This is a genomic window from Paraglaciecola sp. MB-3u-78, assembly GCF_002835935.1.
Taxonomy (GTDB): domain Bacteria; phylum Pseudomonadota; class Gammaproteobacteria; order Enterobacterales; family Alteromonadaceae; genus Paraglaciecola.
In genome coordinates this window covers 338,322-362,135 of record NZ_PJCF01000001.1, presented here as the reverse complement: position 1 = coordinate 362,135, position 23,814 = coordinate 338,322, and the positions used below count along the sequence as shown (strand labels likewise).

At 40.3% G+C, this 23,814-nt stretch carries 27 protein-coding genes; 19 read left to right on the top strand and 8 right to left on the bottom strand.

Annotation, left to right across the window (positions count from 1 at the left end; all coding sequences use genetic code 11):
* Positions 1–39 precede the first annotated feature (39 nt).
* Complete coding sequence (queF, locus tag CXF95_RS01680; protein WP_101197081.1) at positions 40–879, bottom strand: NADPH-dependent 7-cyano-7-deazaguanine reductase QueF; 840 nt, start codon at positions 877–879, stop codon at positions 40–42.
* Between the two features lie 131 nt (positions 880–1,010).
* Between queF and syd the strand changes: the two genes are divergently transcribed.
* A complete protein-coding gene (syd, locus tag CXF95_RS01675) occupies positions 1,011–1,574 on the top strand; it encodes a SecY-interacting protein (protein WP_101197080.1) in 564 nt (187 codons plus the stop codon).
* On the opposite strand, the gene CXF95_RS01670 is transcribed toward syd, so the two are convergent.
* The gene (locus CXF95_RS01670) at positions 1,571–1,879 is read right to left on the bottom strand and encodes a hypothetical protein (RefSeq protein WP_232787575.1); all 309 of its coding nucleotides are present in this window, start codon (positions 1,877–1,879) and stop codon (positions 1,571–1,573) included. The genes syd and CXF95_RS01670 overlap by 4 nt on opposite strands.
* 197 nt (positions 1,880–2,076) lie before the next feature.
* On the opposite strand from CXF95_RS01670, the gene CXF95_RS01665 reads away from it, so the two are divergent.
* Both CXF95_RS01665 and CXF95_RS01660 read left to right on the top strand, forming a co-directional pair.
* A complete protein-coding gene (locus CXF95_RS01665; RefSeq protein WP_101197078.1) occupies positions 2,077–2,445 on the top strand; it encodes a DUF3192 domain-containing protein in 369 nt (122 codons plus the stop codon).
* Positions 2,446–2,605: 160 nt separating this feature from the next.
* Positions 2,606–3,250: a GNAT family N-acetyltransferase gene (locus tag CXF95_RS01660; RefSeq protein ID WP_101197143.1), complete on the top strand. Its 645-nt coding sequence runs from the start codon at positions 2,606–2,608 to the stop codon at positions 3,248–3,250.
* A 767-nt stretch (positions 3,251–4,017) separates the two neighbouring features.
* Here CXF95_RS01660 and CXF95_RS01655 read toward each other — a convergent pair.
* Both CXF95_RS01655 and CXF95_RS01650 read right to left on the bottom strand, forming a co-directional pair.
* Positions 4,018–4,323, bottom strand: a complete 306-nt coding sequence (locus tag CXF95_RS01655) for a DUF3301 domain-containing protein (protein WP_101197077.1) — start codon at positions 4,321–4,323, stop codon at positions 4,018–4,020.
* Positions 4,320–5,345, bottom strand: coding sequence for a DUF3549 family protein (locus tag CXF95_RS01650; RefSeq protein ID WP_101197076.1), 1,026 nt, complete (start codon positions 5,343–5,345; stop codon positions 4,320–4,322). Before CXF95_RS01650 ends, CXF95_RS01655 begins: the two co-directional genes overlap by 4 nt.
* 87 nt (positions 5,346–5,432) lie before the next feature.
* On the opposite strand from CXF95_RS01650, the gene CXF95_RS01645 reads away from it, so the two are divergent.
* The 3 genes from CXF95_RS01645 (at position 5,433) to CXF95_RS01635 (ending at position 7,015) form a co-directional block, all read left to right on the top strand.
* Entirely contained in the window at positions 5,433–5,756 is a 324-nt protein-coding gene (locus CXF95_RS01645; RefSeq protein WP_101197075.1) for a YqcC family protein, read from the top strand.
* Position 5,757: 1 nt separating this feature from the next.
* Entirely contained in the window at positions 5,758–6,504 is a 747-nt protein-coding gene (gene truC / locus CXF95_RS01640; protein ID WP_101197142.1) for a tRNA pseudouridine(65) synthase TruC, read from the top strand.
* A 64-nt stretch (positions 6,505–6,568) separates the two neighbouring features.
* Complete coding sequence (locus tag CXF95_RS01635; RefSeq protein ID WP_101197074.1) at positions 6,569–7,015, top strand: flavodoxin; 447 nt, start codon at positions 6,569–6,571, stop codon at positions 7,013–7,015.
* Between the two features lie 60 nt (positions 7,016–7,075).
* Here CXF95_RS01635 and rpsT read toward each other — a convergent pair whose 3' ends face one another.
* Positions 7,076–7,339 (bottom strand): 30S ribosomal protein S20, encoded by a 264-nt coding sequence (rpsT, locus tag CXF95_RS01630; protein ID WP_101197073.1) that lies wholly within the window; start codon positions 7,337–7,339, stop codon positions 7,076–7,078.
* Between the two features lie 236 nt (positions 7,340–7,575).
* Between rpsT and murJ the strand changes: the two genes are divergently transcribed.
* The 6 genes from murJ (at position 7,576) to ispH (ending at position 15,133) form a co-directional block, all read left to right on the top strand.
* Positions 7,576–9,147, top strand: a complete 1,572-nt coding sequence (gene murJ / locus CXF95_RS01625; RefSeq protein ID WP_101197072.1) for a murein biosynthesis integral membrane protein MurJ — start codon at positions 7,576–7,578, stop codon at positions 9,145–9,147.
* A gap of 161 nt (positions 9,148–9,308) precedes the next feature.
* Positions 9,309–10,262 carry a bifunctional riboflavin kinase/FAD synthetase gene (gene ribF, locus CXF95_RS01620; protein WP_101197071.1) on the top strand — a complete coding sequence of 318 codons (954 nt, stop codon included), beginning with the start codon at positions 9,309–9,311 and terminating at the stop codon, positions 10,260–10,262.
* Between the two features lie 153 nt (positions 10,263–10,415).
* Entirely contained in the window at positions 10,416–13,232 is a 2,817-nt protein-coding gene (gene ileS, locus CXF95_RS01615) for an isoleucine--tRNA ligase (RefSeq protein WP_101197070.1), read from the top strand.
* Positions 13,225–13,719, top strand: coding sequence for a signal peptidase II (lspA, locus tag CXF95_RS01610; protein ID WP_101197069.1), 495 nt, complete (start codon positions 13,225–13,227; stop codon positions 13,717–13,719). Before ileS ends, lspA begins: the two co-directional genes overlap by 8 nt.
* Positions 13,712–14,158, top strand: coding sequence for an FKBP-type peptidyl-prolyl cis-trans isomerase (gene fkpB, locus CXF95_RS01605; RefSeq protein ID WP_101197068.1), 447 nt, complete (start codon positions 13,712–13,714; stop codon positions 14,156–14,158). Before lspA ends, fkpB begins: the two co-directional genes overlap by 8 nt.
* Positions 14,159–14,188: 30 nt before the next feature.
* Positions 14,189–15,133, top strand: coding sequence for a 4-hydroxy-3-methylbut-2-enyl diphosphate reductase (ispH, locus tag CXF95_RS01600; protein ID WP_101197067.1), 945 nt, complete (start codon positions 14,189–14,191; stop codon positions 15,131–15,133).
* A gap of 30 nt (positions 15,134–15,163) precedes the next feature.
* Here the strand turns inward: ispH and CXF95_RS30250 are convergent, their stop codons facing one another.
* From CXF95_RS30250 to CXF95_RS01590, 3 genes are all read right to left on the bottom strand, one after another.
* Positions 15,164–16,534: a pitrilysin family protein gene (locus tag CXF95_RS30250; protein ID WP_232787573.1), complete on the bottom strand. Its 1,371-nt coding sequence runs from the start codon at positions 16,532–16,534 to the stop codon at positions 15,164–15,166.
* A complete protein-coding gene (locus CXF95_RS30245) occupies positions 16,500–18,035 on the bottom strand; it encodes a pitrilysin family protein (protein ID WP_232787572.1) in 1,536 nt (511 codons plus the stop codon). The genes CXF95_RS30250 and CXF95_RS30245 overlap by 35 nt, the downstream gene beginning before the upstream one ends.
* Before the next feature lie 103 nt (positions 18,036–18,138).
* Positions 18,139–18,555 carry a type IV pilin protein gene (locus tag CXF95_RS01590; protein WP_101197066.1) on the bottom strand — a complete coding sequence of 139 codons (417 nt, stop codon included), beginning with the start codon at positions 18,553–18,555 and terminating at the stop codon, positions 18,139–18,141.
* A gap of 103 nt (positions 18,556–18,658) precedes the next feature.
* Between CXF95_RS01590 and CXF95_RS01585 the strand changes: the two genes are divergently transcribed.
* The 7 genes from CXF95_RS01585 (at position 18,659) to CXF95_RS01555 (ending at position 23,814) form a co-directional block, all read left to right on the top strand.
* The gene (locus CXF95_RS01585; protein WP_101197065.1) at positions 18,659–19,180 is read left to right on the top strand and encodes a GspH/FimT family pseudopilin; all 522 of its coding nucleotides are present in this window, start codon (positions 18,659–18,661) and stop codon (positions 19,178–19,180) included.
* Positions 19,174–19,803: a prepilin peptidase dependent protein B gene (locus CXF95_RS01580; protein WP_101197064.1), complete on the top strand. Its 630-nt coding sequence runs from the start codon at positions 19,174–19,176 to the stop codon at positions 19,801–19,803. The genes CXF95_RS01585 and CXF95_RS01580 overlap by 7 nt, the downstream gene beginning before the upstream one ends.
* Entirely contained in the window at positions 19,796–20,923 is a 1,128-nt protein-coding gene (locus CXF95_RS01575) for a hypothetical protein (RefSeq protein WP_232787571.1), read from the top strand. The genes CXF95_RS01580 and CXF95_RS01575 overlap by 8 nt, the downstream gene beginning before the upstream one ends.
* A 14-nt stretch (positions 20,924–20,937) precedes the next feature.
* A complete protein-coding gene (locus CXF95_RS01570; protein ID WP_101197063.1) occupies positions 20,938–21,507 on the top strand; it encodes a hypothetical protein in 570 nt (189 codons plus the stop codon).
* Between the two features lie 242 nt (positions 21,508–21,749).
* Positions 21,750–22,382, top strand: coding sequence for a prepilin-type N-terminal cleavage/methylation domain-containing protein (locus CXF95_RS01565; RefSeq protein ID WP_101197062.1), 633 nt, complete (start codon positions 21,750–21,752; stop codon positions 22,380–22,382).
* Positions 22,379–23,236, top strand: a complete 858-nt coding sequence (locus CXF95_RS01560; protein WP_101197061.1) for a PilW family protein — start codon at positions 22,379–22,381, stop codon at positions 23,234–23,236. The genes CXF95_RS01565 and CXF95_RS01560 overlap by 4 nt, the downstream gene beginning before the upstream one ends.
* Positions 23,233–23,814: a PilX N-terminal domain-containing pilus assembly protein gene (locus CXF95_RS01555; RefSeq protein WP_101197060.1), complete on the top strand. Its 582-nt coding sequence runs from the start codon at positions 23,233–23,235 to the stop codon at positions 23,812–23,814. Before CXF95_RS01560 ends, CXF95_RS01555 begins: the two co-directional genes overlap by 4 nt.

Here is a 23,814-nt window from a genome sequence, read left to right as displayed (position 1 = left end):
ACCACCTGAATTGAGTTGTTTGCATGAATATAGGTTACTTTATTGTCTTGCCAGTCTTACTTCTGGGTATATTTGTTCGAAGTTACTTCTAAACGGATTGATATCGAGTCCACCACGTCGGGTATATCTGGCGTAGACGCTTAATTTATTGGGTTTACAATGGGCCATAATGTCACAGAATATACGTTCAACACATTGTTCATGAAATTCATTATGTTGTCTAAATGAAATAAGGTAACGTAATAAGCCTTCATGGTTTATTTGTTGACCTTGATAACGAATAAAAACACTTCCCCAATCCGGTTGATTGGTTATCAGACAATTCGATTTAAGCAAATCACTCGTCAGCGTTTCTTCTATCTGTTTACCGCCTGAGCTTAAATTTGATGGTTCAAGTTGATAGTCCTTCACTTCTATATCTAAATCGTCGATAGACATCGCATCAAAGCTAGATATTTGCATTTGGGAAAACGCTGCTGGTTTGAATAGTATAACCTCAACCTTCTCTCCCGCGCATTGAGATAAGTCTTTTGTTAAGGCTTCAGCGACTAACTCTATGGAGTCAAAATGGCTTTGGTTAAAGCTATTTAAGTACAATTTAAATGATTTTGACTCGACCAAATTTGGTGATGAGACCGGTACTTCACAGCGCATTATTGCTACTTGAGGTTTACCTTTGGAATTTAACCAAGATAATTCGTAGCCATTCCATCGATCAGTTCCATAAAAAGGCAATTCAGCTGTTAAATTGAGTTCTACTCTATTCATACTTCTAGGCACCGCTTGCAACAAGTTTGGCGCGTATATTTCTCTGTACTCAGTTGCTTTGCCTAAACTTAATCCGGCAAGCGTTGCTTGTTTATCAAATGTTTCGCTCACATTCACTCTTTATTGTTCTGTCTACTTCGTTTCAATTAGTTTACCTCATGACTGCTTTCGTCAAAACCTTGAGATATCATTTTTTCATAATGATGTTAGATTAGCTGGCTAAAAGATGTCGTTGAAAGAGAATGTTAATGAGTGAACAAGTAACAGCTGCGCTAGATGAGTTTGTCAAAAAATATTTGATGGCATCAAAAACGCATCCAGAAATGGTATTGGTTGAATATGACAACGAATGGCCTTCAGACTGCTATACAGCTTCAGGCAATACAGGTGATAAAGTTGCTTGGCAGCCTGTTAAGCGCTCTGGGGTAGTTAACTTCAATGATTTAGAAAAAGCTTTAGAGATGAAAATTAACCAAGATGTTATTAGTTATTACTCTGCATATTGGAGCGATAATTTAAGTGCTGAGACAAGCAAAGGATATTTACAATTGTTACAGCCATGGAATCAGGGCGATTTTGAACGATTACAGCAAAATTTGGTTGGACACATATTAATGAAAAGAAGGTTGAAGCAGCCAGAAACACTCTTTATTGCCTTAACCGACGAAGATGATTTCATCATAACTGTGGATAACACCAGTGGCGAAGTGATGCTTGAGCAAGTCGGACTTTTGCCAAAAGAGGTGGTGGCAGCGAACATCGCGGTCTTCATTCAGTCTCTACAGCCGGCAGTTGCAAAGACTTAAAGGTTCTTTTTGGTCGATATTTCATCCGACATTCTAGTCAGCTGTTGCATTAGTGTCGCTACTTGAGCCTCTAGCTTCGTGACGCGTTGTTGTAATGATAGGTTAGTTTCTGACCCAGTATTTGTGTGTTTATTGTGGATTTTTGGGCGGACGTTTGAGTTGGATTTCCAATGTTGTAAACCTTTAATCACCTCGGGAATAGCTAAAGGGTGATGAGCCATATTCCTGATTAAAGCCACAGAAGGGGTTTTACCCTGCTCAGAAATGTCAAAACACAAATTGATAATGTAGTCGATATTACTCATTCGGTTGGTCAAAAATCCTAAATTTTTATCTGAAACACTAAATTCATCTTAACCACTTGTTCTTGTAATCACCATATATTTATATAAAACATAAGGTTAACGTTTTGGCCTCAATTTTGAATACCTATAGCCAAATTGACTATTTTTAGTCGTTTATCACAACGTTTTTTAAAATAAAAAATATTAAGGAATTATTAATGAACAAGTTAGCAGTGGCCGCATTATTGGGATTATCACTAGGATTGAGTGGGTGTGTTATTTCTGTAGACGGTGATGGCGAATATGGTCACCATTCTGACTGGCAAGATAAAGAGCAGAAAAACCGTAAACATATTTCGCGATTACAACAAGATGCCACTTATGATCAAATTTTAAATCGTATGGGTATCGCAGATTTTAATGAGTTTTATACCAAAGGTGACGATACATATCAGGTGTTATATTACCGAACGCAACGCATAGATGGTGATGGGGTCACTACAAAAGACGAATGTACTCCCTTGATCTTTAAAAATACCGCATTGGTAGGTTGGGGCGAGAGCGCCTATAACAGCAATATTGATTAGTTATTTTGCTCACTGACTTGTTTAGTGAGCATTTAGTCCCCCGCTTTGTTTCCCAAATACATGTGTTTTCCAATAATTAACCTTTTGATTTGCAACAAACGATTAACAAGTCAACATCCATAGGGTAGAGTGTTTGCAAAAAGAATAGGTGTTAATCATGATGGAATTGCAAGAAGAACAAATAGCAGACGTGGCCAACATAAAAGCGGTTTACTTAGTGGCCGAAGATCTAAAGATTGCCGCATCAATCTTGTACCTCGCTTATTATGATGACCCATTATTTGTTGATATATTTCAATACGAAAAGGAGGGATATGAATCGCGTTTACGTTCAGCGATTAGAGAAGAATTAAATGCCTTTTGGTTAGCAAAGCAGCCTATGATTGGTTTGTTTGATGATGATCGACTGCTCGCCGTTGCTTGCTTAGTGAGTCCTGATGCCGAATTAGGGCCTAATAGATTTTGGCACTGGCGATTGAAAATGCTATTGACAGCAGGTTATTTGGGTACCAAACAAATGGTTGAAAAAGAAACTAAAGTACGTGAACGTGTTCCTGCAGAGCATTTTCACATGTTGTCACTCATTGGAGTGCATCCTGATCAACAAGATCATGGGTTAGGTCATGTATTGATGAGTGCAATTGAAGGTATTATGCTCGAAGACCCTAATAGTCAAGGCGTCGGTATGTATGTGACATTGCCAAAATGTTTATCTTTTTTTGAAGACGGTCACTACAATTTGGTTGAAGAATTAGAAATAGGCCATATTAAAGGGCACTTGATGTTCAGGCCTCGCGAAATATAATTAACTAGATTGTAAGCATATCTCTTTCTCCGTGTAAGAGATTTCGTACAAAGACGTAAGTGAAGTCGTCAATTGTCTTTATTTTTATACCTACACAATTTTTAACTATATGTTTTATAACAAATAAACTCCTGGACCTTTTTTCTGCCCTTATTATTTTTTTAAATTCTTTTTTTACCCCCTCGTAAACTTTCCTAAATCCTCTATATTTACTCTTGTCACAAGGAAACACGACGAGTCAGGAAGACATTAAGGATGAATCTGGACAGCTTCAGGATTGAAGGGAAATGCGGCAAGGTTGCAGTATAAAAGGACAGGAACTCAGGATGAGTGCTTTGCAAGGATGTAAGGTTTAAGGATCAGGAACACAATGGACGGTGCCTCGTATAGGATACGAGATAAAGGATAGGAACTCAGGATGAGCGCTTTGCTAGGATGTAAAGCTTATGGACTAGGACACACAGTGATGTGAGACTTGAGAAGGAACAACAAGTCAAAGGATTAAGGATACACCAGTAAGGTGCCCCATTAGGACGCATGGGATGAAAAGGATAAGGACACACTCAGGATGAGTGGCTCATCGGGATGATTGAGATTGGAGGGAAAGGGCGTAATACGGATGTTTTCAGGATAGATTTTGCAACGGACAGCAGAGAAGGACCCTCAAAATTCTTTAAAGGCGTGGCTTGAAAATTTCAAGTCATGCCTTTTTCATTTCTGCCCACTTTTTCACAACACAAATAGTCCATTATCATTACACCCAAAAATCACTCAACTCGATAGGCTGGTGTATCGATATTCTGTACTTTTAGACCAATCATCTTCACTTGACCTTGGCAACTATCTTCTCCATTTCCAGAAAACTCAAAGACAAAGTCACTGTGGATATCAAGCTTGCCTCTATAACTTCCGAGACGGGTTTTTACCCTAGCCACACTAATTAATTGCAACTGTTGTCTTTCACAATAGGCATCTAGCTGTGTTTTGACAGCTTCGGATATGGCTCGAATACGCCAAAACATCGCTGCCACTAGAAAAATGCCAATAAGTAATATTAAATCATATAAATTCATGGTGTATTTTGACCAAATAGCTGACCGATAGCCTGCGTGAGCTCTGTGCTCTTTTCAGGCCAGCGTAAAACCCCTAACATAGCTTCCCGTATTTCTGGTATTTGCACTAAGTCAGAATACAACCCAATGAAGGGCTCGTTTTCGCAAACTACCAATCGTTCGACATAAATACTCAGGGTTGCTGATTCTTTTAGATATTGCCAATGCCTAGCGGCAATCAACATTAACACTGCACTTTTTAGCCCGTTTGAGGAATTGAGTACTGACGATATGAACGAATTGACTGCTGCCTTGGCTTGGCTTTGACACAGTCCTCGGAGTACACAGTGTAGTCTTTTTTCATTTTTCACATCTTGGTGATACCAATTAATTAACAACAAACTAATATCTTCATCTATCTGATGATTCTCTAACGATGCACACAAAGCATATTGCATGTCAGGGGCTAAGGTCGAGAATTGTTTTAATAACAGATGCCTGCGTTCGCCTTGCTTTAAAGACGCGGTAAAATCAGCTATGCCCTGCAAAGGAACCTTGCGCCAGTCGTGCTGTTCAGGATGTGTTAAATATTGTTCAACTAAATCTAAGTGCTCTGACAGGGGGATATCTAATTCAATTCGCCCGATACTATTAAAGTCAGCCAGTTGTTGTTGGTTGGGAACAAATGTAAAAGGGTTTTCAGGCAACTGATTAGTTGTATTGTTTTGTTTGTCTAGCGTCTGCCCCAAAGCTTCTACTACTATTTGCAAAAACTGTTGTCTTGCGGCCCCAATGACTAAGCCTTGTTCATCTAGAGGTAATTTAACAAACCAAATATAGCTTTCATTACTCATTTGTTTGTTAAAAAATAAAATACCAAACCAAGCATGCTGTTGTCTGGGATAGGGAGCTGGCAAGGTGGCACTTTCAATTTCTAAAAAAAATTGAGACTCAAGTGGCCTGATACCACGGGCCATGTCAAAAACGCGATAGTCTGTGCCTGCTTGGAGTAAAAATTCGCTGATAGTATTGATCTGACTCATGTTATTCTTACGTAAAATTGCTTATTTAACTCAAATCGGTCAGAAAATAAACGTATAGGTTGTTTTCTGAGGTAGTAATAGTTGATCATGCCACGTAGTCATAAAGAAGTCGAAATTCTGATCATAAAACTTGAACAAAGTCTGCGTGAGGAGATGTTGTGGTCGAGTGCTGCTCCTTCAGTCGAGGCCCTTAAAAGTCAGTTGCCTTTTGCTTTAGATACTTTGTTTTTCGAGCAATGGTTACAGTTTGTTTTTATTCCAAAAATGACTGTCATTGTGCATTCCCAAAGTGCTTTACCGGATAATTTTAAGCTGCTGCCAATGGCAGAGCAACGTTTTGGCGCCGCTAATAATAAGCCAAAGCTTATGGAAGTGATAAAACAAATTGATTCAATTTCTGCCCTTTCATAACATGCAGCTCTCTATTCTTTATCAAGATGAATATTTGGTTGCCATTAATAAGCCACCAGGGCTATTAGTGCACCGCAGTATGCTAGATAAGCAAGAGATTCACTTTGCGATACAGTTATTACGTGATCAAATCGGTCAATATGTTTTTCCTGTGCATCGATTAGACAGACCCACTTCAGGTGTGTTGGTGTTTGCCTTATCTGCTGATATTGCTAGAAAATTAGGCGAGCAGTTTGCCGCCCAAATAATTGAGAAAACCTATCTGGCGATTGTTCGAGGTCATATTATGGATGAAGGTGAAATAGATTATGCACTCAAGGAAAAGCTCGACAAAATAGCGGATAAAATGACTAAGCTAGATAAACCAGCGCAACAGGCAGTGACAGGTTTTAATCGACTAGATAAATTTGAATTGCCCTTCGCTGTGGGAAAATACGCATCGGCTCGATATTCATTGGTGCAATTAACGCCCAAAACAGGTCGTAAACATCAGCTTCGGCGACATTTAGCCCATATCAACCATCCTATTGTCGGAGATACCGCCCACGGTGACGGTAAACACAATACATTCGTACGGCAACAATTTAAATTTCATCAATTAGCTTTGACCTGCAAATCTATGCTTTTAATGCATCCTGTATCAAAAGCTCCGTTAGTTTTACGTTGCGATTTAGATAATAATATTTTTAATTTACTGGAAAAATGGCAAGTTAGTCACCATCAATTACACAGTTTAAACAAATTGTAGCTATGCAGGGCATCACCTAAAACCCAATTACATAAATTAGTACAACATCATTAGGATTTTTAATATGAGTAAAATTGGTATTTTTGTAGGAACGGTCTATGGCAATGCACAACATGTGGCAGAAGAAGTGAATACAATGTTGAATGGACACGGGATGGGATCTGAAGTGTTCACTGATCCCACACTGAACGACTTTAAACAGGTCTCGTCTATGTTATTTATTAGCTCAACCACAGGGCAGGGTGATATACCGCCTAATTTAGAGTTTTTTGTTCAAGACCTGCGTGACCAATTTCCATTGATGGAGCAGAAACCTTTTGCTGTGGCAGGTCTAGGCGATAGTAGTTATGGTGAAACATATTGCGGTGCAGGGCGACAAATTTTCGAATTATTAACTGAATTGCAAGGCAAGCCGATTTCAGAATTACTGCAAATTGATGCATGTGAAACTCTTGAACCGGAAGTGGAGGTTGTTGCATGGGCAGAAAAATTGCTGCCAGAATTAAGATGAATTTCTAAATTTCAGATATAAAAAAAGCGCCATAGGCGCTTTTTTTTAAACAATACAAATCTAACCTAAGGCTTTAATTTGTGCTGCAAGACGGCTCTTATGACGAGCAGCCTTATTTTTATGGATCAAACCTTTAGTTGCCATACGGTCAATTAAAGGTGTAGCTGCAGTGAATGCAGCTTGAGCAGCTTCTTTATCACCAGAGGCGATTGCAGAAAGTACTTTTTTCAAAGATGTACGTGTCATAGAGCGACGGCTAGCGTTGTGTTGGCGACGCTTCTCCGCTTGTATGGCACGTTTCTTAGCAGACTTGATGTTAGCCAAGTTGGAACTCCCAAAAAAATTCTAGTCAAAATTCAAGGGTGCGGATTATGAGGATCAAGTCGGTTTATGTCAATTAGTTTCGCGGGTTTTAGAGGCAAATAATGTTTTTTTTTAAATTTAATTATTAACAAATTGTTTTACAGACATAAATTAGTCTTTCTAAGCCTGATTGAATCATTAGACTCTTTGTTAGTTGTTGAAGCATAATAACGCTTTTGTTGGTTAGGAAGAACTGGGTGTCAGGTAAGTTATTTAAATCAGGCATGATTGTCAGCGCCATGACATTTATCTCCCGCATTTTGGGTTTAGTAAGAGACGCTGTCATTGCCAACTTAATGGGGGCAGGTGCTAATGCTGATGTTTTCTTGTTCGCCAACAAAATCCCCAATTTTCTGCGGCGTTTATTCGCTGAAGGAGCCTTTGCACAGGCATTTATACCTGTTTTAGCTGATGTTAAGCATGAAGGTGATGAAGCACATCTTAAGCAGTTTGTTGCCAAAGTCAGCGGTACTTTAGGCGTAATAGTGACCATAGTGACTATTGTTGGTGTGGTTGGTTCGCCAATACTGGCAGCGCTTTTTGGAATGGGTTGGTTTGTTGAGTATCTTAATGACGAGCCAGCAGGAGAAAAGTTTGAACTGGCATCGTTAATGCTAAAAATAACCTTTCCCTATCTGTTATTTGTCTCTTTAACCGGTTTAGCCGGTGCCATTCTTAATACATTAAACAAGTTTGCTGTCGCCGCTTTTACCCCCGTACTGCTCAATGTCGCCATTATTAGTTGCGCAATTTATTTAGCTCCAAGATTTGATGAGCCTGCATTTGCTTTAGCTTGGGGAGTATTTTTGGGTGGTTTTTTTCAATTACTTTTCTTGCTACCGTTTTTATTTAAAGCAGGATTATTGGTTAAACCCAAATGGGGATGGTCTGACCCTGATATTATCAAAGTACGCACATTAATCATTCCCGCGCTTTTTGGCGTCTCTGTTGGTCAACTTAACTTATTATTTGATACTGTTATTGCAAGTTTTCTTGGAACCGGCTCGATATCATGGCTGTATTACTCTGACCGTTTACTAGAGTTTCCACTGGGATTATTTGGCATTGCCATAGCGACCGTTATCTTACCCACCTTGTCACACAATCATGTATCTAAGGATGATAAAGCGTTTAGCGCTAACATTGATTGGGCAGTGAAAATGGTCTGTCTATTGGGTATTCCCGCCGCTACAGGGTTATTTATGCTGGCAGAGCCTATGTTATTGACTATCTTTCAGCGTGGTGAATTTACGCCACAAGATGCCGTTTATGCTTCACATAGCTTGATGGCATATTCATTTGGTTTATTGAGTTTTATGTTGGTTAAAGTGTTGGCACCGGGCTTTTACTCTAAGCAAGACATCAAAACCCCTGTGAAGTTTGGTATTTGGTGTATGGCTGCGAATATGTTGTTTAACTTAATTCTAGTTTGGCCATTTGACTACGTAGGTTTGGCTATGGCAACGTCTCTTTCGGCCTTGATGAATGCTTTACTTCTCTATGGCGCATTGCATAAGCGCGGTGTTTACATCGCCTCATCACAGACAGTTACTCTTATTATTAAAATTGTGTTTGCTAGCACCTTAATGGGGATTGTTATTTTCATGCTTAACCCTGTGGCCGCTTTCTGGGTTGATTTCTCCCTAATCGAAAAAATATTTGAATTAGCAAAATTAATCTCACTTGGGGCCGTGGTATTTGTCATTAGCCTCTTAATATTAGGAGTGAGAAAGCAGACTTTCTCAGCGTCGAAAGTCGTCACAAAATAACAGCAACGAATGCTATTAAGGCGTGCCTTTGTTTAAAAGTGAACATTCATCAAGGTTACTGCTTTCAATCGGCCTATAGTCAGTTATAATCCGCGCCTTTAATTGATTTTCAGCAAGCCTTTGGGCTTTTAAAGCAAGCCTTTGAGCTTAAAGAGAGTGCAGTGGAACTGATACGTGGTCTACATAATCTTCGTGATAAACATCGCGGTTGTGTATTAACAATAGGTAAGTTTGACGGGGTGCATTTAGGTCATCAAGCTGTGCTTAGTCAAGTCGTTGAAAAAGCTAAAGAATTAGGTTTGCCATCGACGGTGATGCTATTTGAACCACAACCTGAAGAGTTGTTTACCCCTGAGCAGGCGCCTGCCCGATTAAGTTTACTTCGCGATAAATATACTCAGTTAAAAGCCTTAGGCGTTGACCGTTTGTTGTGCGTAGTATTCGACCGACATTTTGCTTCTTTTAGTGCCACTGATTTTGTTAAAGGTTTATTAGTCGATAAACTGGGTATTAAATACTTAGTAGTAGGCGATGATTTTCATTTTGGTAAAGGCCGGGTAGGTGACTTTTCCACCCTTATAGAAGAAGGTGAGAAATGCCAATTCGACGTCGTCAGCACCCAGAGTTTTCGTCTTAAAAATTGTCGTATTAGCTCAACTGCGGTTCGCGATGCCCTTAGCAATAACGATTTTGACCTTGTTCAGCAGATGTTAGGTAGACCCTTTACCATTGCTGGCAAAGTATTGCATGGTGATAAAAGAGGGCGAACTATTGGTTTCCCTACCGCTAATGTTTTATTGAAACGTTGTAAGGCCCCTGTTAATGGTGTGTTTGCGGTCACCGTCACCGTGGCAGATAAACGTTATTCAGGCGTGGCGAATATTGGCCACAGGCCTACTGTGAACGGTCAACGTTCACAGTTAGAAGTACACATGTTTGATTTTAGCGGTGATTTGTATGGTCAATTCATCTCTGTGGCCTTAGTGAGTAAAATCAGACAAGAAATGAAGTTCGACTCTTTTGAGTTACTTCATCAACAAATAAAAAAAGATGCGTTAGCGGCAAAAACACTGCTATACGCAAAATCATTGGAATTGCGCGGCGGCGGCAAATGAATCAGATCCCATGAGCTTAGTTCACTAAGTGCAACGCGGTTGGCGATAGGGGTGAATGAGTGCAGCCAAAGAACGTGCAGTTTCAAGGATGAAGTGTAATACAGCCTTTTAACATTTTAATGTAACAATTGACCAATTTGGATTTAACCAGCAATGAGTGATTATAAACATACCTTGAATTTGCCTGAAACCGAGTTCCCTATGCGCGGTAACTTAGCGCAACGTGAGCCCAAAATGCTTGCGCAATGGACAGAGAAAAAACTCTATCAGCAAATTCGTGACGCCAAAAAAGGCCATACCCCTTTTATTTTGCATGATGGCCCTCCTTATGCAAATGGTGATATTCATATTGGTCATGCGGTTAATAAAATTCTTAAAGATATTATTGTTAAGTCTAAAACCTTATCTGATTTTGATGCGCCTTATGTGCCAGGTTGGGATTGTCATGGTCTGCCGATTGAATTAATGGTGGAGAAAAAAGTCGGGAAACCGGGTAAAAAAGTCACAGCTGCTGAGTTTAGGCAAAAATGCCGAGACTATGCTGAGAAACAAATTACCGGTCAAAAGGCGGATTTCATCCGTTTAGGTATTTTGGGCGAATGGGATAATCCATATAAAACGATGGACTTTAAATCAGAAGCCAACATTATTCGTGAATTTGGTCATGTTGTACGTTCAGGTCATCTTGAGAAAGGGTTTAAACCAGTACATTGGTGCACTGACTGCGGTTCAGCTCTCGCTGAAGCCGAAGTAGAATATCAAGACAAAAACTCACCTTCTATCGATGTGCGTTTTAAGGCTGTGGATGCTGACGCGGTTGCTGCATGTTTTTCTGCTAAGGTTTCTGGTGATATATCGGTCGCTATCTGGACAACGACACCTTGGACCTTACCTGCAAATCGCGCAATATGTGTCCATCCGACGCTAGAATACAGTTTAGTTCAGGTCAGTGGCGAGCAAGGTCAAGAGTGTTTAGTGATTGCTACCGACTTATTAGCAGATTGTATGCAGCGTTTTGGCTTTGAAAACTATGAAACTTTAGGTGTGTGTAAAGGCCAAGACTTAGAAAACAAAGCATTACACCATGCTTTTTACGACTTTCAAGTGCCACTGATTTTAGGTGAGCATGTTACCACCGACGCCGGTACAGGTTGTGTGCACACTGCTCCAGGCCATGGCGTTGAAGATTTTAATGTCGGCAAAAACTACGGTCTAGAAGTCGCTAACCCTGTTGGCGCTAACGGCGTATATTTAGAAGGCACTGAGTTGTTTGCTGGTGAACATGTATTTAAAGCCAATGACCATGTGGTTGAAGTGTTAAGAGAGCATGGCGCCTTATTGCATCACCATGTGTATAACCATAGCTACCCTCATTGCTGGAGGCATAAAACACCTCTTATCTTCCGTGCTACGCCGCAGTGGTTTATCAGTATGGATAAAAATGGCTTACGTGCAGCGTCGATAAAAGAAATTCATAACACTCAATGGATCCCTGAATGGGGTGAAAGCCGCATTGAAACCATGGTTGCCGGAAGACCTGATTGGTGTATTTCCCGGCAGCGTACTTGGGGCGTTCCTATTGCACTTTTTGTTCATAAAGACACAGGTGAATTACATCCGCGCACCAATGAGTTACTCGAGCAAGTGGCCGAGTTGGTGGAACAAAAAGGTATTCAAGCTTGGTGGGATATCGATCCAGAATCATTATTAGGCGAAGATGCAGACACCTTCGTTAAAGTACCAGACACCTTAGATGTGTGGTTTGATTCAGGTGTGACCCATTATTTTGTGGTTGACCAACGTGATGATATCCCAGCTTCTGCTGATTTATATTTAGAAGGTTCTGACCAACATCGTGGTTGGTTTATGTCGTCTCTAATAACGTCTGTTGCCACAACAGGCCATGCACCATATAAGCAAGTCCTGACCCACGGTTTTACCGTTGATGGTGATGGTAAAAAGATGTCAAAATCTTTAGGTAATACTATTGCACCTCAACAAGTGACAGGCAAACTAGGCGCAGATATTTTGCGTTTATGGGTGGCATCTACCGACTATCGCAGTGAAATTGCGGTATCAGATGAAATCTTAAATCGTTCTGCTGATGCGTATCGACGGATTCGAAATACAGCACGCTTTTTATTAGCTAATTTAAATGGTTTTGATCCCAGTAAAGATTTAGTGCCCATCGAAGATATGGTGGAACTTGATAAGTGGGTGGTGGGTCGTGCTCACAGTATCCAGCAAGAAATCATTGAAGCGTACGAAAAATATGACATGCTGGTAGTCACCCAAAAGTTAATGCAGTTCTGCTCTATTGAGTTGGGCAGTTTTTATCTGGATATAGTGAAAGATAGGCAATATACAGCAAAAGGCGATAGCCTCGCTCGTCGCTCTTGTCAAAGTGCTTTGTATCATATTATCGAGGCATTAGTGCGCTGGATGGCTCCTATTACTAGCTTTACCGCCCAAGAATTATGGCAAGAAATGCCTTGGCAACAAGACGAATTTGTTTTTACTGGTAAATGGTATGACGGTTTAGATGAAGTCACTTTATCTGGTGATTTTAACAACGATTTTTGGCAACAAGTGCTAGCAGTTAAAAATGAAGTGAACCGTTGTATTGAATTGACTCGCAAAGAGGGGAAAATCAAAGGCTCACTGCAAGCAGAAGTCACTTTGTACGTAAACAGTGATTTGTTTACTTTACTTAGTAAACTTGAGGATGAGTTACGTTTTGTTTTGATCACTTCTGCGGCGACAGTCATCGAAAGTCATGCTGCACCAGAAAATGCGGTGGCGACGGAAGTGCAGGGGGTGTCGGTGGCGGTGTCTGTTTCATCAGCACAAAAATGCAGTCGTTGTTGGCATCACCGTGAAGATATTGGTAATCATGCTGCTCATCCTGAGCTGTGCGATCGCTGTGTGGATAATGTTGAAGGCGAAGGCGAAAAACGCGCCTATGCTTAAGATTTTTACTCAAACAGGATGGCGATTTTTATGGTTGTCTGTGTTGGTGTTAGTGACGGATCAATACACTAAAGTTTTGGTGCTAGAGCATATTGAACTCTATCAAGCCATTCAGATATTGCCGTTTTTTAATCTTACTCATGTATATAACTACGGCGCTGCTTTTAGTTTTTTACATGATGCTGGTGGCTGGCAGCGTTGGTTTTTCACTATTATTGCCTTTGCTGTCAGTGTTTTGGTGCTGTGGTGGTTAAAACAAACCACTAAACAACAAATCATATTGCCCATCGCCTTTAGTCTGATTATTGGCGGTGCCATAGGCAATGCTTATGATCGATTAGTCCATGGATACGTAATAGATTTTTTAGTGGTGTATTATCAAGATTGGTATTGGCCAGCATTTAATGTAGCCGACAGTGCTATATGTATTGGTGCCGTCTTATTGATTATTGATATGTTTAAGAACAAAGAGGAAAAAAATGGCTGAGCTAGAGCAAAAGTTGATAAAACAAGGTAGTGAAGTGATTTTACATTTTGACTTGAAATTATCCGATGGTTCTGCCGCAGATAGTACTCGAGTGAATAATAAACCTGCTAAGTTAGTGGTGGGGGATGGCAGTCTTACCCTCAGTTTTGAAGATTGTTTATTAGGTCTTCAAACCGGTGATAAAAAATCATTTACCTTAGAAGCTGATGATGCATTTGGTATGCCTAACCCTGATAATTTGCACCACCTTGAGCGTAGTAAATTTAATGCAGAGACGCCTGCCGAAGAAGGTATGATTATCGCTTTTACTCAGCCTGATGGCACAGAGTTGCCTGGTATCATACGAGAAGTCACGGGAGACTCGGTAACAGTAGATTTTAATCATCCTTTGGCAGGTCAGGTGATTACTTTTGACGTAGAAATACTGTCAGTCAATTAACTCTAATTTTGATAGGTTATAAGGAGAAATATGCAGATCCATCTTGCTAATCCAAGAGGTTTTTGTGCGGGTGTAGACCGTGCTATTACTATTGTCGAACGTGCTTTGGAAATGTTTCCTGCGCCTATTTTTGTGCGTCATGAAGTGGTACATAACAAATTTGTTGTCGATGGCCTGAAAGAACGCGGTGCGGTATTTGTAGATCAATTATCTGAAGTGCCAGACGATAGTATTGTGATCTTTTCTGCCCATGGTGTCTCTCAAGCTGTGCGCATCGAGGCTGATGCCCGCGGTTTAAAAGTGTTTGATGCCACTTGTCCTTTGGTCACCAAAGTACATATGGAAGTGATGCGTGCCAGTAAAAAAGGGACTGAGTGTATTTTAATTGGTCACCATGGGCATCCGGAAGTGGAAGGTACTATGGGACAATATAATAATCCCAATGGCGGTATTTATTTAGTGGAATCGGTTGAAGATGTGGCAACATTGTCTGTTAAAAACGCGTCTACACTTTATTATTGTAGCCAAACTACCTTATCGGTTGATGACACTGCTGATGTGATTGATGCATTAAGGCTACAATTTCCTGCCATCGAAGGGCCCCGTAAAGATGATATTTGTTACGCTACTCAAAATCGTCAGGACTCAGTGAGAGAATTGTCTTCTGACTGTGATTTATTGTTAGTCGTAGGCGCACAGAATAGCTCTAATTCTAATCGACTCAGAGAACTATCTGAAAAAATTGGTGCCACAGCTTATTTGATAGCAGACGCCGATTGTATCCAGCAGGCATGGCTTGAAAATGCAAAAAATATTGGTGTCACCGCAGGTGCATCAGCACCTGAAGTGTTAGTGCAGGGGGTGGTTGACCGTTTAACAGAATGGGGAGCTACCACGGCCATCGAAAGACCCGGTCGTGAAGAAAACATTGAATTTGCAGTGCCTAAAGAGTTGCGGGTTAAGAATATCTCTTAAGTCTCAGGATAAATGGAGCTAGGAGCTCGATCAATTCTCACTAGCTTTAGTCGTTGTTTGGGGAAGCAGAGTGGCTGTCAAACTATCGTCGATATTTAGATAACTATTGGCAGCATCTTTCACATCCTCCTTCTGCATATTGTGTACTAACGAAACAAATTCATTTAACCCGAGTTGTTGGTAGTTAACGTCGGCATTCCATTGTAAGTAATGTTTCCAAAACCCATTGGTTGTGAGCTTTGATTCTCTGCTTTTTAATTTTTGTGCGATGTAGTTATCAATATATTTATCTTCGGTCTGTCTCACTTTAAGTTTTTTGATTACCTTATGTATTTCAGCCACTAGTTCTTCAATCCTGTTGGGATCACAGGTAAAGGATATGTTAGTAGAATATTGATTGCGCAATCTTGAAAACGCACTTTTTACATTAATACCGTACACACCACTTTTTTCTTCCCTGATACGTTCACGTAAAATACTACTGAGTACATATTCTAAGGCATTTAAATTCATTTGGTTCTTGTGTGACCAGAGTGAATCACCATAAAAGTTAATCAGCACTGTGGCTTTTGGAACCAAGCCTTTTTCAACTTTAACCGTTAATTTTCCTTTCGTTCTCAGGTTGTCATGAATTATTGCTTTATCATATTTGTCTATGGTAGGTAAGCTTGCAATGTAGGTGCTTAACAACATTTCCATTTGTAAGAAATCGATATTACCCACAAATATAAAATTAAACATGGCTGCATTTGAGAATCGTTTTTGGTAAAAACGATAGGATTTATCCAGATCCTGATTATTGACTATATCGGCATCAAATTTTATAGAACGAGAGTTATGGCTGTATTGCTTCAATCTTATTTGTTCTGAAAAAACGCCTTGTGGACTATTAAATCGGTCAATGATGGAGGATTCTACTCGTGATATGTATGAATCAAATGCTTTTTTATCCTTTCGCGGAGCAACAAATTTTAAATGTAACATTTGCATAAAGTGTTCTATATCTTTTACTGAACTGCTGCCATTAATGGATTGATTGTCATTATTGATTTTTGTTCTTAGCCAAAACTGTTTTCCTTTTGAAAACTTGGCTATGTCTGCCAGTGTGTAATTCGCTATTCCAGACATTTCGACAATATTTGCGGCCATAATGGTTTTAGCCATAGCCTCTGGTTCTAGCAGTGAATATCCGCCATTGGCTCTAGCCGAAAACTGAATTTCATCGTGTTTAAAATTTGTTTGTTTTAAAACCACCTTCACACCGTTACTTAACATCCAAATATGGCTATCTAGTTTTTCGTCGTAAACCTTACTTATGACTGAACCTGTTTTGGGTTTTTCTGGCATAAGTTGCTGTATGACCTGACTATCTTGATAAGCAGTGACTTGTTGTTGTGTCACTGCTTATCAACGCAAGTAGCTCAACTTTTGAGGGTAAGCTGGATTTGTCAGATTCAGGCGCCGCTATTTTTATAATTCTATTCTTGGCAGTAAACCAAGTTTCGTCTATGGCGTTAACTTCATCTAGAGTGATCAGAGGCAGAAATTTTTTGCCTATCGTATAATAATGATCTATTCCGGCAATGCTTTCACCTTTGACAATATGGCGCACATATTCATTAGCCAATCTGGATGATTGGGTGGTATCTATTTCTTTGGCTGCATTGTCTAGTTTGCTTAGTACACTTTGTTTAAAGCGATCAAGCTCTGATTGAGTAAATCCATGTTGTAAAACGCGGTTTAATTCAGTTAGTAAAAATGCGACGACTTCTTTGCTTTTTTTAGGTTTTGCTGTGGCCGCTAAGGTGAAAGCACTTTTGTCTGCTCTAAAACGTCCGAAGCTACTGCCAGCACTAATAACCGGTGCTTTAGGAGCAAGGGTCGCTTCACCAAACCGGCCATTGAGCATATCGATAAAAAGTTGTGATACCAAAGTTTGATAGTACTGTGTGTAAGTAACTGGCTCTATAAGTGTTTGTTTTATTTGAATTTCAACTGTAGTCCTGGTGAGCTCAGGGTCAGTCTCTATTGTGACTAAAGGCGCGGCGTTATCTGGTATAAAGTAGCTGGGTCTTTGTTTATTCCGTGATGGGGCCATTTCAATTGAACTAAAGTATGTTTCAAATAACGCCTGTACTTGGTTGGGATCAAAATCACCGACTGCGACCAAAGCCATTAGTTCTGGCCGATACCAATCTTTGTAAAAACGAACTAAGTCTTGATGTGCACCATGCTCAATGGATTCTTTGTTACCTATGGGTAGTCGCAGAGCGTATTGAGAATCTTGATAAATAATAGGTAATTGTTTATTGAATACGCGCCAGCCAGCGCCTTGTCGTGCGCGCATTTCTTCGAGAACGACTCCTCTTTCTTTGTCTATTTCTAGGGCATCGAATTTAATTTTATGAGCCCAATTTTCTAGGATATGTATGCCTTTTTCTAAGGCACCTGCTTCATCACTAGGGATTTGCAGCTTGTATACGGTTTCATTAAAACTTGTGTATGCATTGAGGTGCGCTCCGAATTTCATACCTATGGATTCTACATACTCAACTATTTCTTGTTTGTCGAAGTCTTCAGTACCGTTAAAGGCCATATGTTCTACAAAATGTGCGAAACCTTGTTGGTTATCATCTTCCAAAATAGATCCCGCTTTAACAATCAAACGGATTTCTGCGCGTTTCTCTGGGGTATTATTTTGCCTAATGAGGTAAGTCATACCATTGTCTAACTGACCTTTTATAACACGGGAGGAAATAGGAAGTGGACCACTGAAGTCGGAGGTTGTGTGAACATTAGCAGGGCCTTTATCAGTTAAGGTCTTGCTTAAAGGTGTGCTACAACCCATACATAGCAGAAAAACCCCAATCAGGGAAAGGTTCAACAATCGTTTGTTTGGCATACTGCTACCTTGTTGCTTTGGTCTTGTAAAACATCGACACCTATAATACGGGTAACTTAAGGATCCGTCGCCAACAAGTAAAGCAATAACGGTGGTATATCACTTAGAAAAAACAATGGGCTGGGGTTTTATTCAATGATTGATCAATCTGTATGGTCAAACATGTTTTGTCGGACATTTGACTGCCTATTGCTTTAGCGGTAATCGTATAAGTTGTAGCAGATACATCAGAGACAACAAAAGTATAATATTGACTCGTTGGCAGACCAAGTTGTTCCGTTTTTGCATAGCTCATGTTTTCAATACGAAAAGCTTCTTGCTGTATTTTTAGCCGCAGTAAATGGGTGATGCCATCTCCTCGTCTTGCGGCTAAAATTTGTTTTTCAAAAGACGGAAATATGAGTGTCGCCAACACGCCTATTATTATAACCACTAACATTAATTCAATCAGCGTCACTCCTAATTCTGCACGGAATTCAACCCTGTTTTGACTATTGTTTTCCTTTTCCTGTATCGGCATATTCATTCCTTTTTTATGCATTTTAAATAAACTGAACTATATTTTGGGTAATGGATTTGATTATAGGCGTTTTTTAAATTGGCGCTAAGTAAGGATACTCAATATGCGCCACCTTTTTTCTGGTTTAACACTTCTAGAGTTACTCATTACAATCTCAATTATTGTGCTTGTTGTGTCGCTTGGCTCACCTGCTATCACTTCAATACAAAAAAACATGCAATTAAAAGCGGCTGCGCAAAGTAGCTATTTTGCCTTTCAGCAAGCTCGAGCAGCAGCGATAACCAAAAGTATTGATGTCACCGTTGCCATCCGCCCAGGTAAGAGCTGGTGTGCAGCCTTGAGTGATAAGGGCGTTTGTGATTGTAGCACTCCAAATGAGTGCTCCTTGGACGGGGTCGAATATAAGGTTGATTTTAGTGACTATCGTTTTGTCAGTATCGCCAATGTGACATTCGGTGAAGACCACGTTGCCGTGTTTGATGCAAACAGAGGGTTGGCGATAGGTCATGCGGGCACCGTTGTTTTCACAGACGGTGATAAGCAACTTAAATTAATTTTGAGTAACATGGGGCGGGTAAGAATTTGCGCCGTGGGTAGTAGTCTTGGGGGATACGACGCATGTTAGCTGCACCGGTAAAACAATATGGTAATAGTTTGGTCGAGCTGATGATCTCTATGACGTTAGGACTCGCATCTATAACGGCAATGGCCTCTTTGGTGGGGCATGGTATCGCGCTAAACTCTAGCTTACTTGCAAAGTCTAGATTAGATGAAGAAATGAATGCCGTCGTGGCTGTTGTCAGCCATGATCTCAAACGTGCAGGATATTATGCCCTTACCAATGAGATGGTGGAAAATCCAACACATTCTTCAAACCCTTTTGATGGCAGTTTGAGTGTAGCGGCATATACGGCTGAACCCATTAATAGTTGTATTAATTTTGCTTATGACCGCAATAAAAATGGTTTGTTGGATACTTCTCCTAATAACGAAATGTATGGCTTTCGCTTAAGAGATCATGCAGTTGAAATTCGTTTAAATGGGGCTGCTTGCGACGAATCTGGATGGCATGATTTAACTGATCCAAAAGTTGTTCAGGTAACGGCTCTTAAATTCATGCTCGAACAAAGTTCTGTTCAGAATGTTATCCAAACTCGAGTCACTATTGAGTTGCAAGCCCGTCTAAAAAAACATCCTGAAATTTTACGTAGTATCAACACTAACGTATTGATTGAAAACTATGAATAAGCTTTTGACCATGGATGCCTCACGAGCTTTAAGTCAGAAGGGCGCAGCAATATTGCTCACTGTGGTTTTGTTATTAATTATGGTGACATTAGTCACTCTGTATACTGGTAAAATTCAATCATTTGAACATCAAATTTTGGTTAACTCACAAAATCAAAAATGGGCGCAGTTATCAGCAAAGGCAGGATTGAATCAAGGTTTTGGGATGCTTAACGTGAATAAATTTTTGCCGGATGTTGAGATATCAGGAAATTTAGAGGACAACAGCACTTTTATTATATCTGCCACCAGTGACGATTTAGCCGGTAGTCGAAAACTTGTCACTATTAAAGCAAGTGGCAAGTCTGCTGATGGTTTAGCTAAGGCCACCGTTACCGAACAATCACTGGTTTATCCAATACTGCTCAATCAACCGCCAGCCCCGTTAATGGTTAAGCATGGCTTTAGTAGTGCCGGTGAATTTGAAGTGGCTTCTAATCCAGACGGACTAGGCGTTGCAGCACCATTATCATTATGGTCAGATGCTATTGTCACTTTATCTGGTACTCGTCATCATAGCTGTGTTTTAAGTGAGTTTAATGACGGGAATTGTAGTACTAATATCTATTCTGATCACAGCATAAAGCAGTCTGACATAGTCGACGGCTCTGCTTCATTTCCCGCAGATTTAGTTAGTTATCTGTTTAATATCCCTGCTGCTGAGTGGATTCAATTACAGCAACAATCTGACGTTGTATTAGCAGATTGTGACACCTTAGATATCAACAGTTGGGGAGTGATTTGGGTGGATGGTGATTGTGATGTGAGTGCCAGCACACAAATTGGCACTCACTCAGAGCCGGTAATATTAATTATTTTTGATGGAAACGTGGTGTTTCAAAACGATGTGGCTTTGTATGGCCTTCTTTTTTCATTTAGGCCTGCAGGTTCAATCAAAGTGCTGGATATAAATATGCAAACCGATAGTGCAGTGTTTGGTGCAGTCGTCGCCAATTATCAGTTGGGCACAAACAATGTTTTAACACGTGTGGTGTTTCAGGCTGATGTTTTGCAAAAATTACAAGACAGTAAGAGATTGCAACGAGTGGCTCGAGTGCCCGGCAGTTGGCATGATTTTTAGCTCAGGATACAGACATGCATAAAGACAATGGATTTTCCCTAATTGAAGTGTCTATAGCTTCACTACTCATCATGTTGGGGGTCACTGGTTATGTAACCTTACAAAGTGAATATGTAGTCGCAGATGCAAAAATTAATTTGCGGAGTTTGGCGCTGCACATTGCTCAAGAAAAATTAAACGATTTAAGTTATTTTCAGCAACTAAGTCATATAGAGGGGACCGCATCCTACCAGAATATAGGCACTAACTTGGGAGGTAGTATTGCAGCAGGGGAGCGGGAGGTGATATTGTCTTCAGAGTTGAATCTACATACATATGATACCCAATGGCAAGTTGCAAACTTGTATTATGTGGATACCACCTTTAATGGTATTGCTGATAGTTGGGTGAAACACGGTGACCCTTTTTACCCCGTTGATTTACCTCGAAATGCGGATCTTAAAAATGTTCATGTTGTGGTGACCTGGCTTGATATTAGTGGGGATAGTAAACAAATAGAGATGTTTGGAAGCATTGCTCCTATTTTACAAAGCCAAAGCTTCCAAGCTAAATATCGCTCATCAAGTACACTAGCAGTGCCTTAGGGCAGAACATCATTTATTACACATTTACTCTGCTCTAGACAACAAAATCAAGTTACAGTCCACTGTTATTAAAATCATCATTGCAATATTTCATCTTCATTAAGTCAAAATATATACCTTTACCCCCTTACTAATAACCTAATACTGTGTATTTTTAGCTAATATGTTAGTAATAGAGTTATCTAGACACTTAGTCAAACTAGTCAAATATCTATGTATTGCCACCAGAGTGAGAAAAGAGCGTGAATAGTAAACCCGAAAAACAGTATGCAAATAACCAACAAGGTGTTGGCATGATTGAAGTGTTAGTCACTTTGTTCATTTTATCTGTGGGCTTGCTTGGTGTGGCATATTTACAATTTGTTGGTTCATTTACAAATTCTGAGGCGTTAAGTCGTTCTCAATCAGTGTTGGTCGCCCAGCAATTGACTGAACGTTTGAGAGCCAGCGCAGTTTTTTCGCCACTTGGTAAAGGTTTGGTGGTGCATAATGATTATTTTGACGAAGACTTATACAACTTTTCCGGCATGACATGTGCCTCTGGTCTACCTCATGCCTGTTATTGTTTGGAGCGCCCAGTCACAGTCCCTAACTGCAATGACAACGTCTGCACTGCAGCTCAATTAGCCGCTTTTGATGCCTATGAGGTGTCATGTTCAGCGGTGGCAGCGAATCCAGAAATAGAAATCAGTTTAAGCTGTGAATTGGATAATAACGCTGCTGATACAGACGCTTGCAGTGTTGGTTCGAAGCATATTGTCATCTTAAGTTGGCCCGTGGAAAACTGGCAAAATATTGAGCGAACTTTAAACGCTGATTGCAATGTGGGTGAAACGCTACCTCATGACTGTGTGTCAGTGGACGTAACATTATGAATGCTCACCGTAAACAAGGGGGCTTTAGCTTAATTGAGTTGATGATATCCCTGACGCTAGGGCTCATTTTATCTGCAGCAGTCGTGCAGGTGATGATTAGCAACAACTCTACCGAACGACTAAACAGATCGATTGCATCTGCACAAGAAAATGGCCGTTTTATTATTGCCCGACTTCGCAACGATATAGTCATGACTGGGCGCTATGACATGTTACGACCAGAACTCAATAAAGATGTTGACATCGTTGTTGAAGGGGCTTTTGTTCATAATAACCCTATTCCTGTGGTGGGTGATTTTAGTAATGGCTTAACCAAAGGTGTTCTTGAGGGGGCGGGTACTGCGAGTGATACTTTGATGGTAGCGCTACAAGCACCTCAAGACTGCAGAGGTGCCACTCATGGCTATGTTGATGAAGAGTTTATGGTGGTCAATGAATACTTTTTAGAGGGTACATCGCTTAAATGTCGAGGGTTCGATGGCCGAGTATTACGAGGGCTTAAGATAGCGGTGGATGACGATAGCGCTTACACTTTGTTGGATGACGTTGTGAGTTTTCAAGTTCAATACGGCGTCACAGATAATCTTGCCTCACAAGACAATTCGGCAAGACCAGTGAAATTTATAGAGGCTGATTTGTTAGGCGCAGAAAAAGCGGCCGGATCACTTGTTGTAGCTATTCGAATTGCATTATTACTAAAAGCTGATTCTGACGTATTAATCAGCCCCGTCCCTAAGTTTAAACTGCTTAATGAAGATCCGGTTCAGCCCTCTGAAGAGAGGCTGTATAAACAATTTGAAACCACAATCACTTTGCGTAATAGCAAAAATTTCGCACGAAGTAGAAATATATGAATAATCTATCAAAACAAAAGAATTCTGGCATGGTCTTGGTGTTTGCTTTGTTAATACTCATGAGCCTAACCATTCTAGGTGTGTCATCAGTATCTAGTAGTTTAATGCAAAGCAAAATGGCCATATCCATGGAAAAACGGTCTCTTTCATTTGACGCGGCTGAATCTGCAATCGCAGCCGTGATGTTTGAATCCGAGGACGAAGAATTACTGAGTAACGTAGCATTAGATGATCCATTGTCCGCTGCTAGGGGGGGTAACTTTTTAGATTTAACTGTTCAAACGATGAGTTGTTTTGAAGATGTTACATGGACCAATAGAGTGCTTACCAATGCTGGCTTAAGCGCGGGAACTCAACATGTTAGCGCGGGTAATTATACCGACAAACCCGTGGTGAAAAGTTGGTCTCGTGCGGCATTTGTACGTGAGCAACCTTGTGTTGGCTCAAGTAATGTTATCGGTGGAAGTAATATTAGTTGTCACATCTTTATTGTAAGAGGTTGTGGTCAATTAGATGGCAGTAATTACGCTGTTGCCAATTCTGTTAATGCTTCAGTTTTTGCACCTGCAACCCAATAA

Excerpts from the sequence above, each read along its gene's own strand:
- CXF95_RS01580 (WP_101197064.1), top strand. The coding sequence starts at position 19,174 with ATGTTAGCTGCACCGGTAAAACAATATGGTAATAGTTTGGTCGAGCTG.
- lspA (WP_101197069.1), top strand. The coding sequence starts at position 13,225 with ATGCTTAAGATTTTTACTCAAACAGGATGGCGATTTTTATGGTTGTCT.
- CXF95_RS01585 (WP_101197065.1), top strand. The coding sequence starts at position 18,659 with ATGCGCCACCTTTTTTCTGGTTTAACACTTCTAGAGTTACTCATTACA.
- CXF95_RS01560 (WP_101197061.1), top strand. The coding sequence starts at position 22,379 with ATGAATGCTCACCGTAAACAAGGGGGCTTTAGCTTAATTGAGTTGATG.
- CXF95_RS01670 (WP_232787575.1), bottom strand. The coding sequence starts at position 1,879 with ATGAGTAATATCGACTACATTATCAATTTGTGTTTTGACATTTCTGAG.
- CXF95_RS01645 (WP_101197075.1), top strand. The coding sequence starts at position 5,433 with ATGCCACGTAGTCATAAAGAAGTCGAAATTCTGATCATAAAACTTGAA.
- CXF95_RS01575 (WP_232787571.1), top strand. The coding sequence starts at position 19,796 with ATGAATAAGCTTTTGACCATGGATGCCTCACGAGCTTTAAGTCAGAAG.
- CXF95_RS01635 (WP_101197074.1), top strand. The coding sequence starts at position 6,569 with ATGAGTAAAATTGGTATTTTTGTAGGAACGGTCTATGGCAATGCACAA.
- syd (WP_101197080.1), top strand. The coding sequence starts at position 1,011 with ATGTTAATGAGTGAACAAGTAACAGCTGCGCTAGATGAGTTTGTCAAA.
- ispH (WP_101197067.1), top strand. The coding sequence starts at position 14,189 with ATGCAGATCCATCTTGCTAATCCAAGAGGTTTTTGTGCGGGTGTAGAC.
- CXF95_RS01655 (WP_101197077.1), bottom strand. The coding sequence starts at position 4,323 with ATGAATTTATATGATTTAATATTACTTATTGGCATTTTTCTAGTGGCA.
- CXF95_RS01650 (WP_101197076.1), bottom strand. The coding sequence starts at position 5,345 with ATGAGTCAGATCAATACTATCAGCGAATTTTTACTCCAAGCAGGCACA.
- CXF95_RS01555 (WP_101197060.1), top strand. The coding sequence starts at position 23,233 with ATGAATAATCTATCAAAACAAAAGAATTCTGGCATGGTCTTGGTGTTT.
- CXF95_RS01590 (WP_101197066.1), bottom strand. The coding sequence starts at position 18,555 with ATGCCGATACAGGAAAAGGAAAACAATAGTCAAAACAGGGTTGAATTC.
- ileS (WP_101197070.1), top strand. The coding sequence starts at position 10,416 with ATGAGTGATTATAAACATACCTTGAATTTGCCTGAAACCGAGTTCCCT.
- truC (WP_101197142.1), top strand. The coding sequence starts at position 5,758 with ATGCAGCTCTCTATTCTTTATCAAGATGAATATTTGGTTGCCATTAAT.
- CXF95_RS30245 (WP_232787572.1), bottom strand. The coding sequence starts at position 18,035 with ATGCCAAACAAACGATTGTTGAACCTTTCCCTGATTGGGGTTTTTCTG.
- CXF95_RS01665 (WP_101197078.1), top strand. The coding sequence starts at position 2,077 with ATGAACAAGTTAGCAGTGGCCGCATTATTGGGATTATCACTAGGATTG.
- CXF95_RS01660 (WP_101197143.1), top strand. The coding sequence starts at position 2,606 with ATGGAATTGCAAGAAGAACAAATAGCAGACGTGGCCAACATAAAAGCG.
- CXF95_RS01570 (WP_101197063.1), top strand. The coding sequence starts at position 20,938 with ATGCATAAAGACAATGGATTTTCCCTAATTGAAGTGTCTATAGCTTCA.
- fkpB (WP_101197068.1), top strand. The coding sequence starts at position 13,712 with ATGGCTGAGCTAGAGCAAAAGTTGATAAAACAAGGTAGTGAAGTGATT.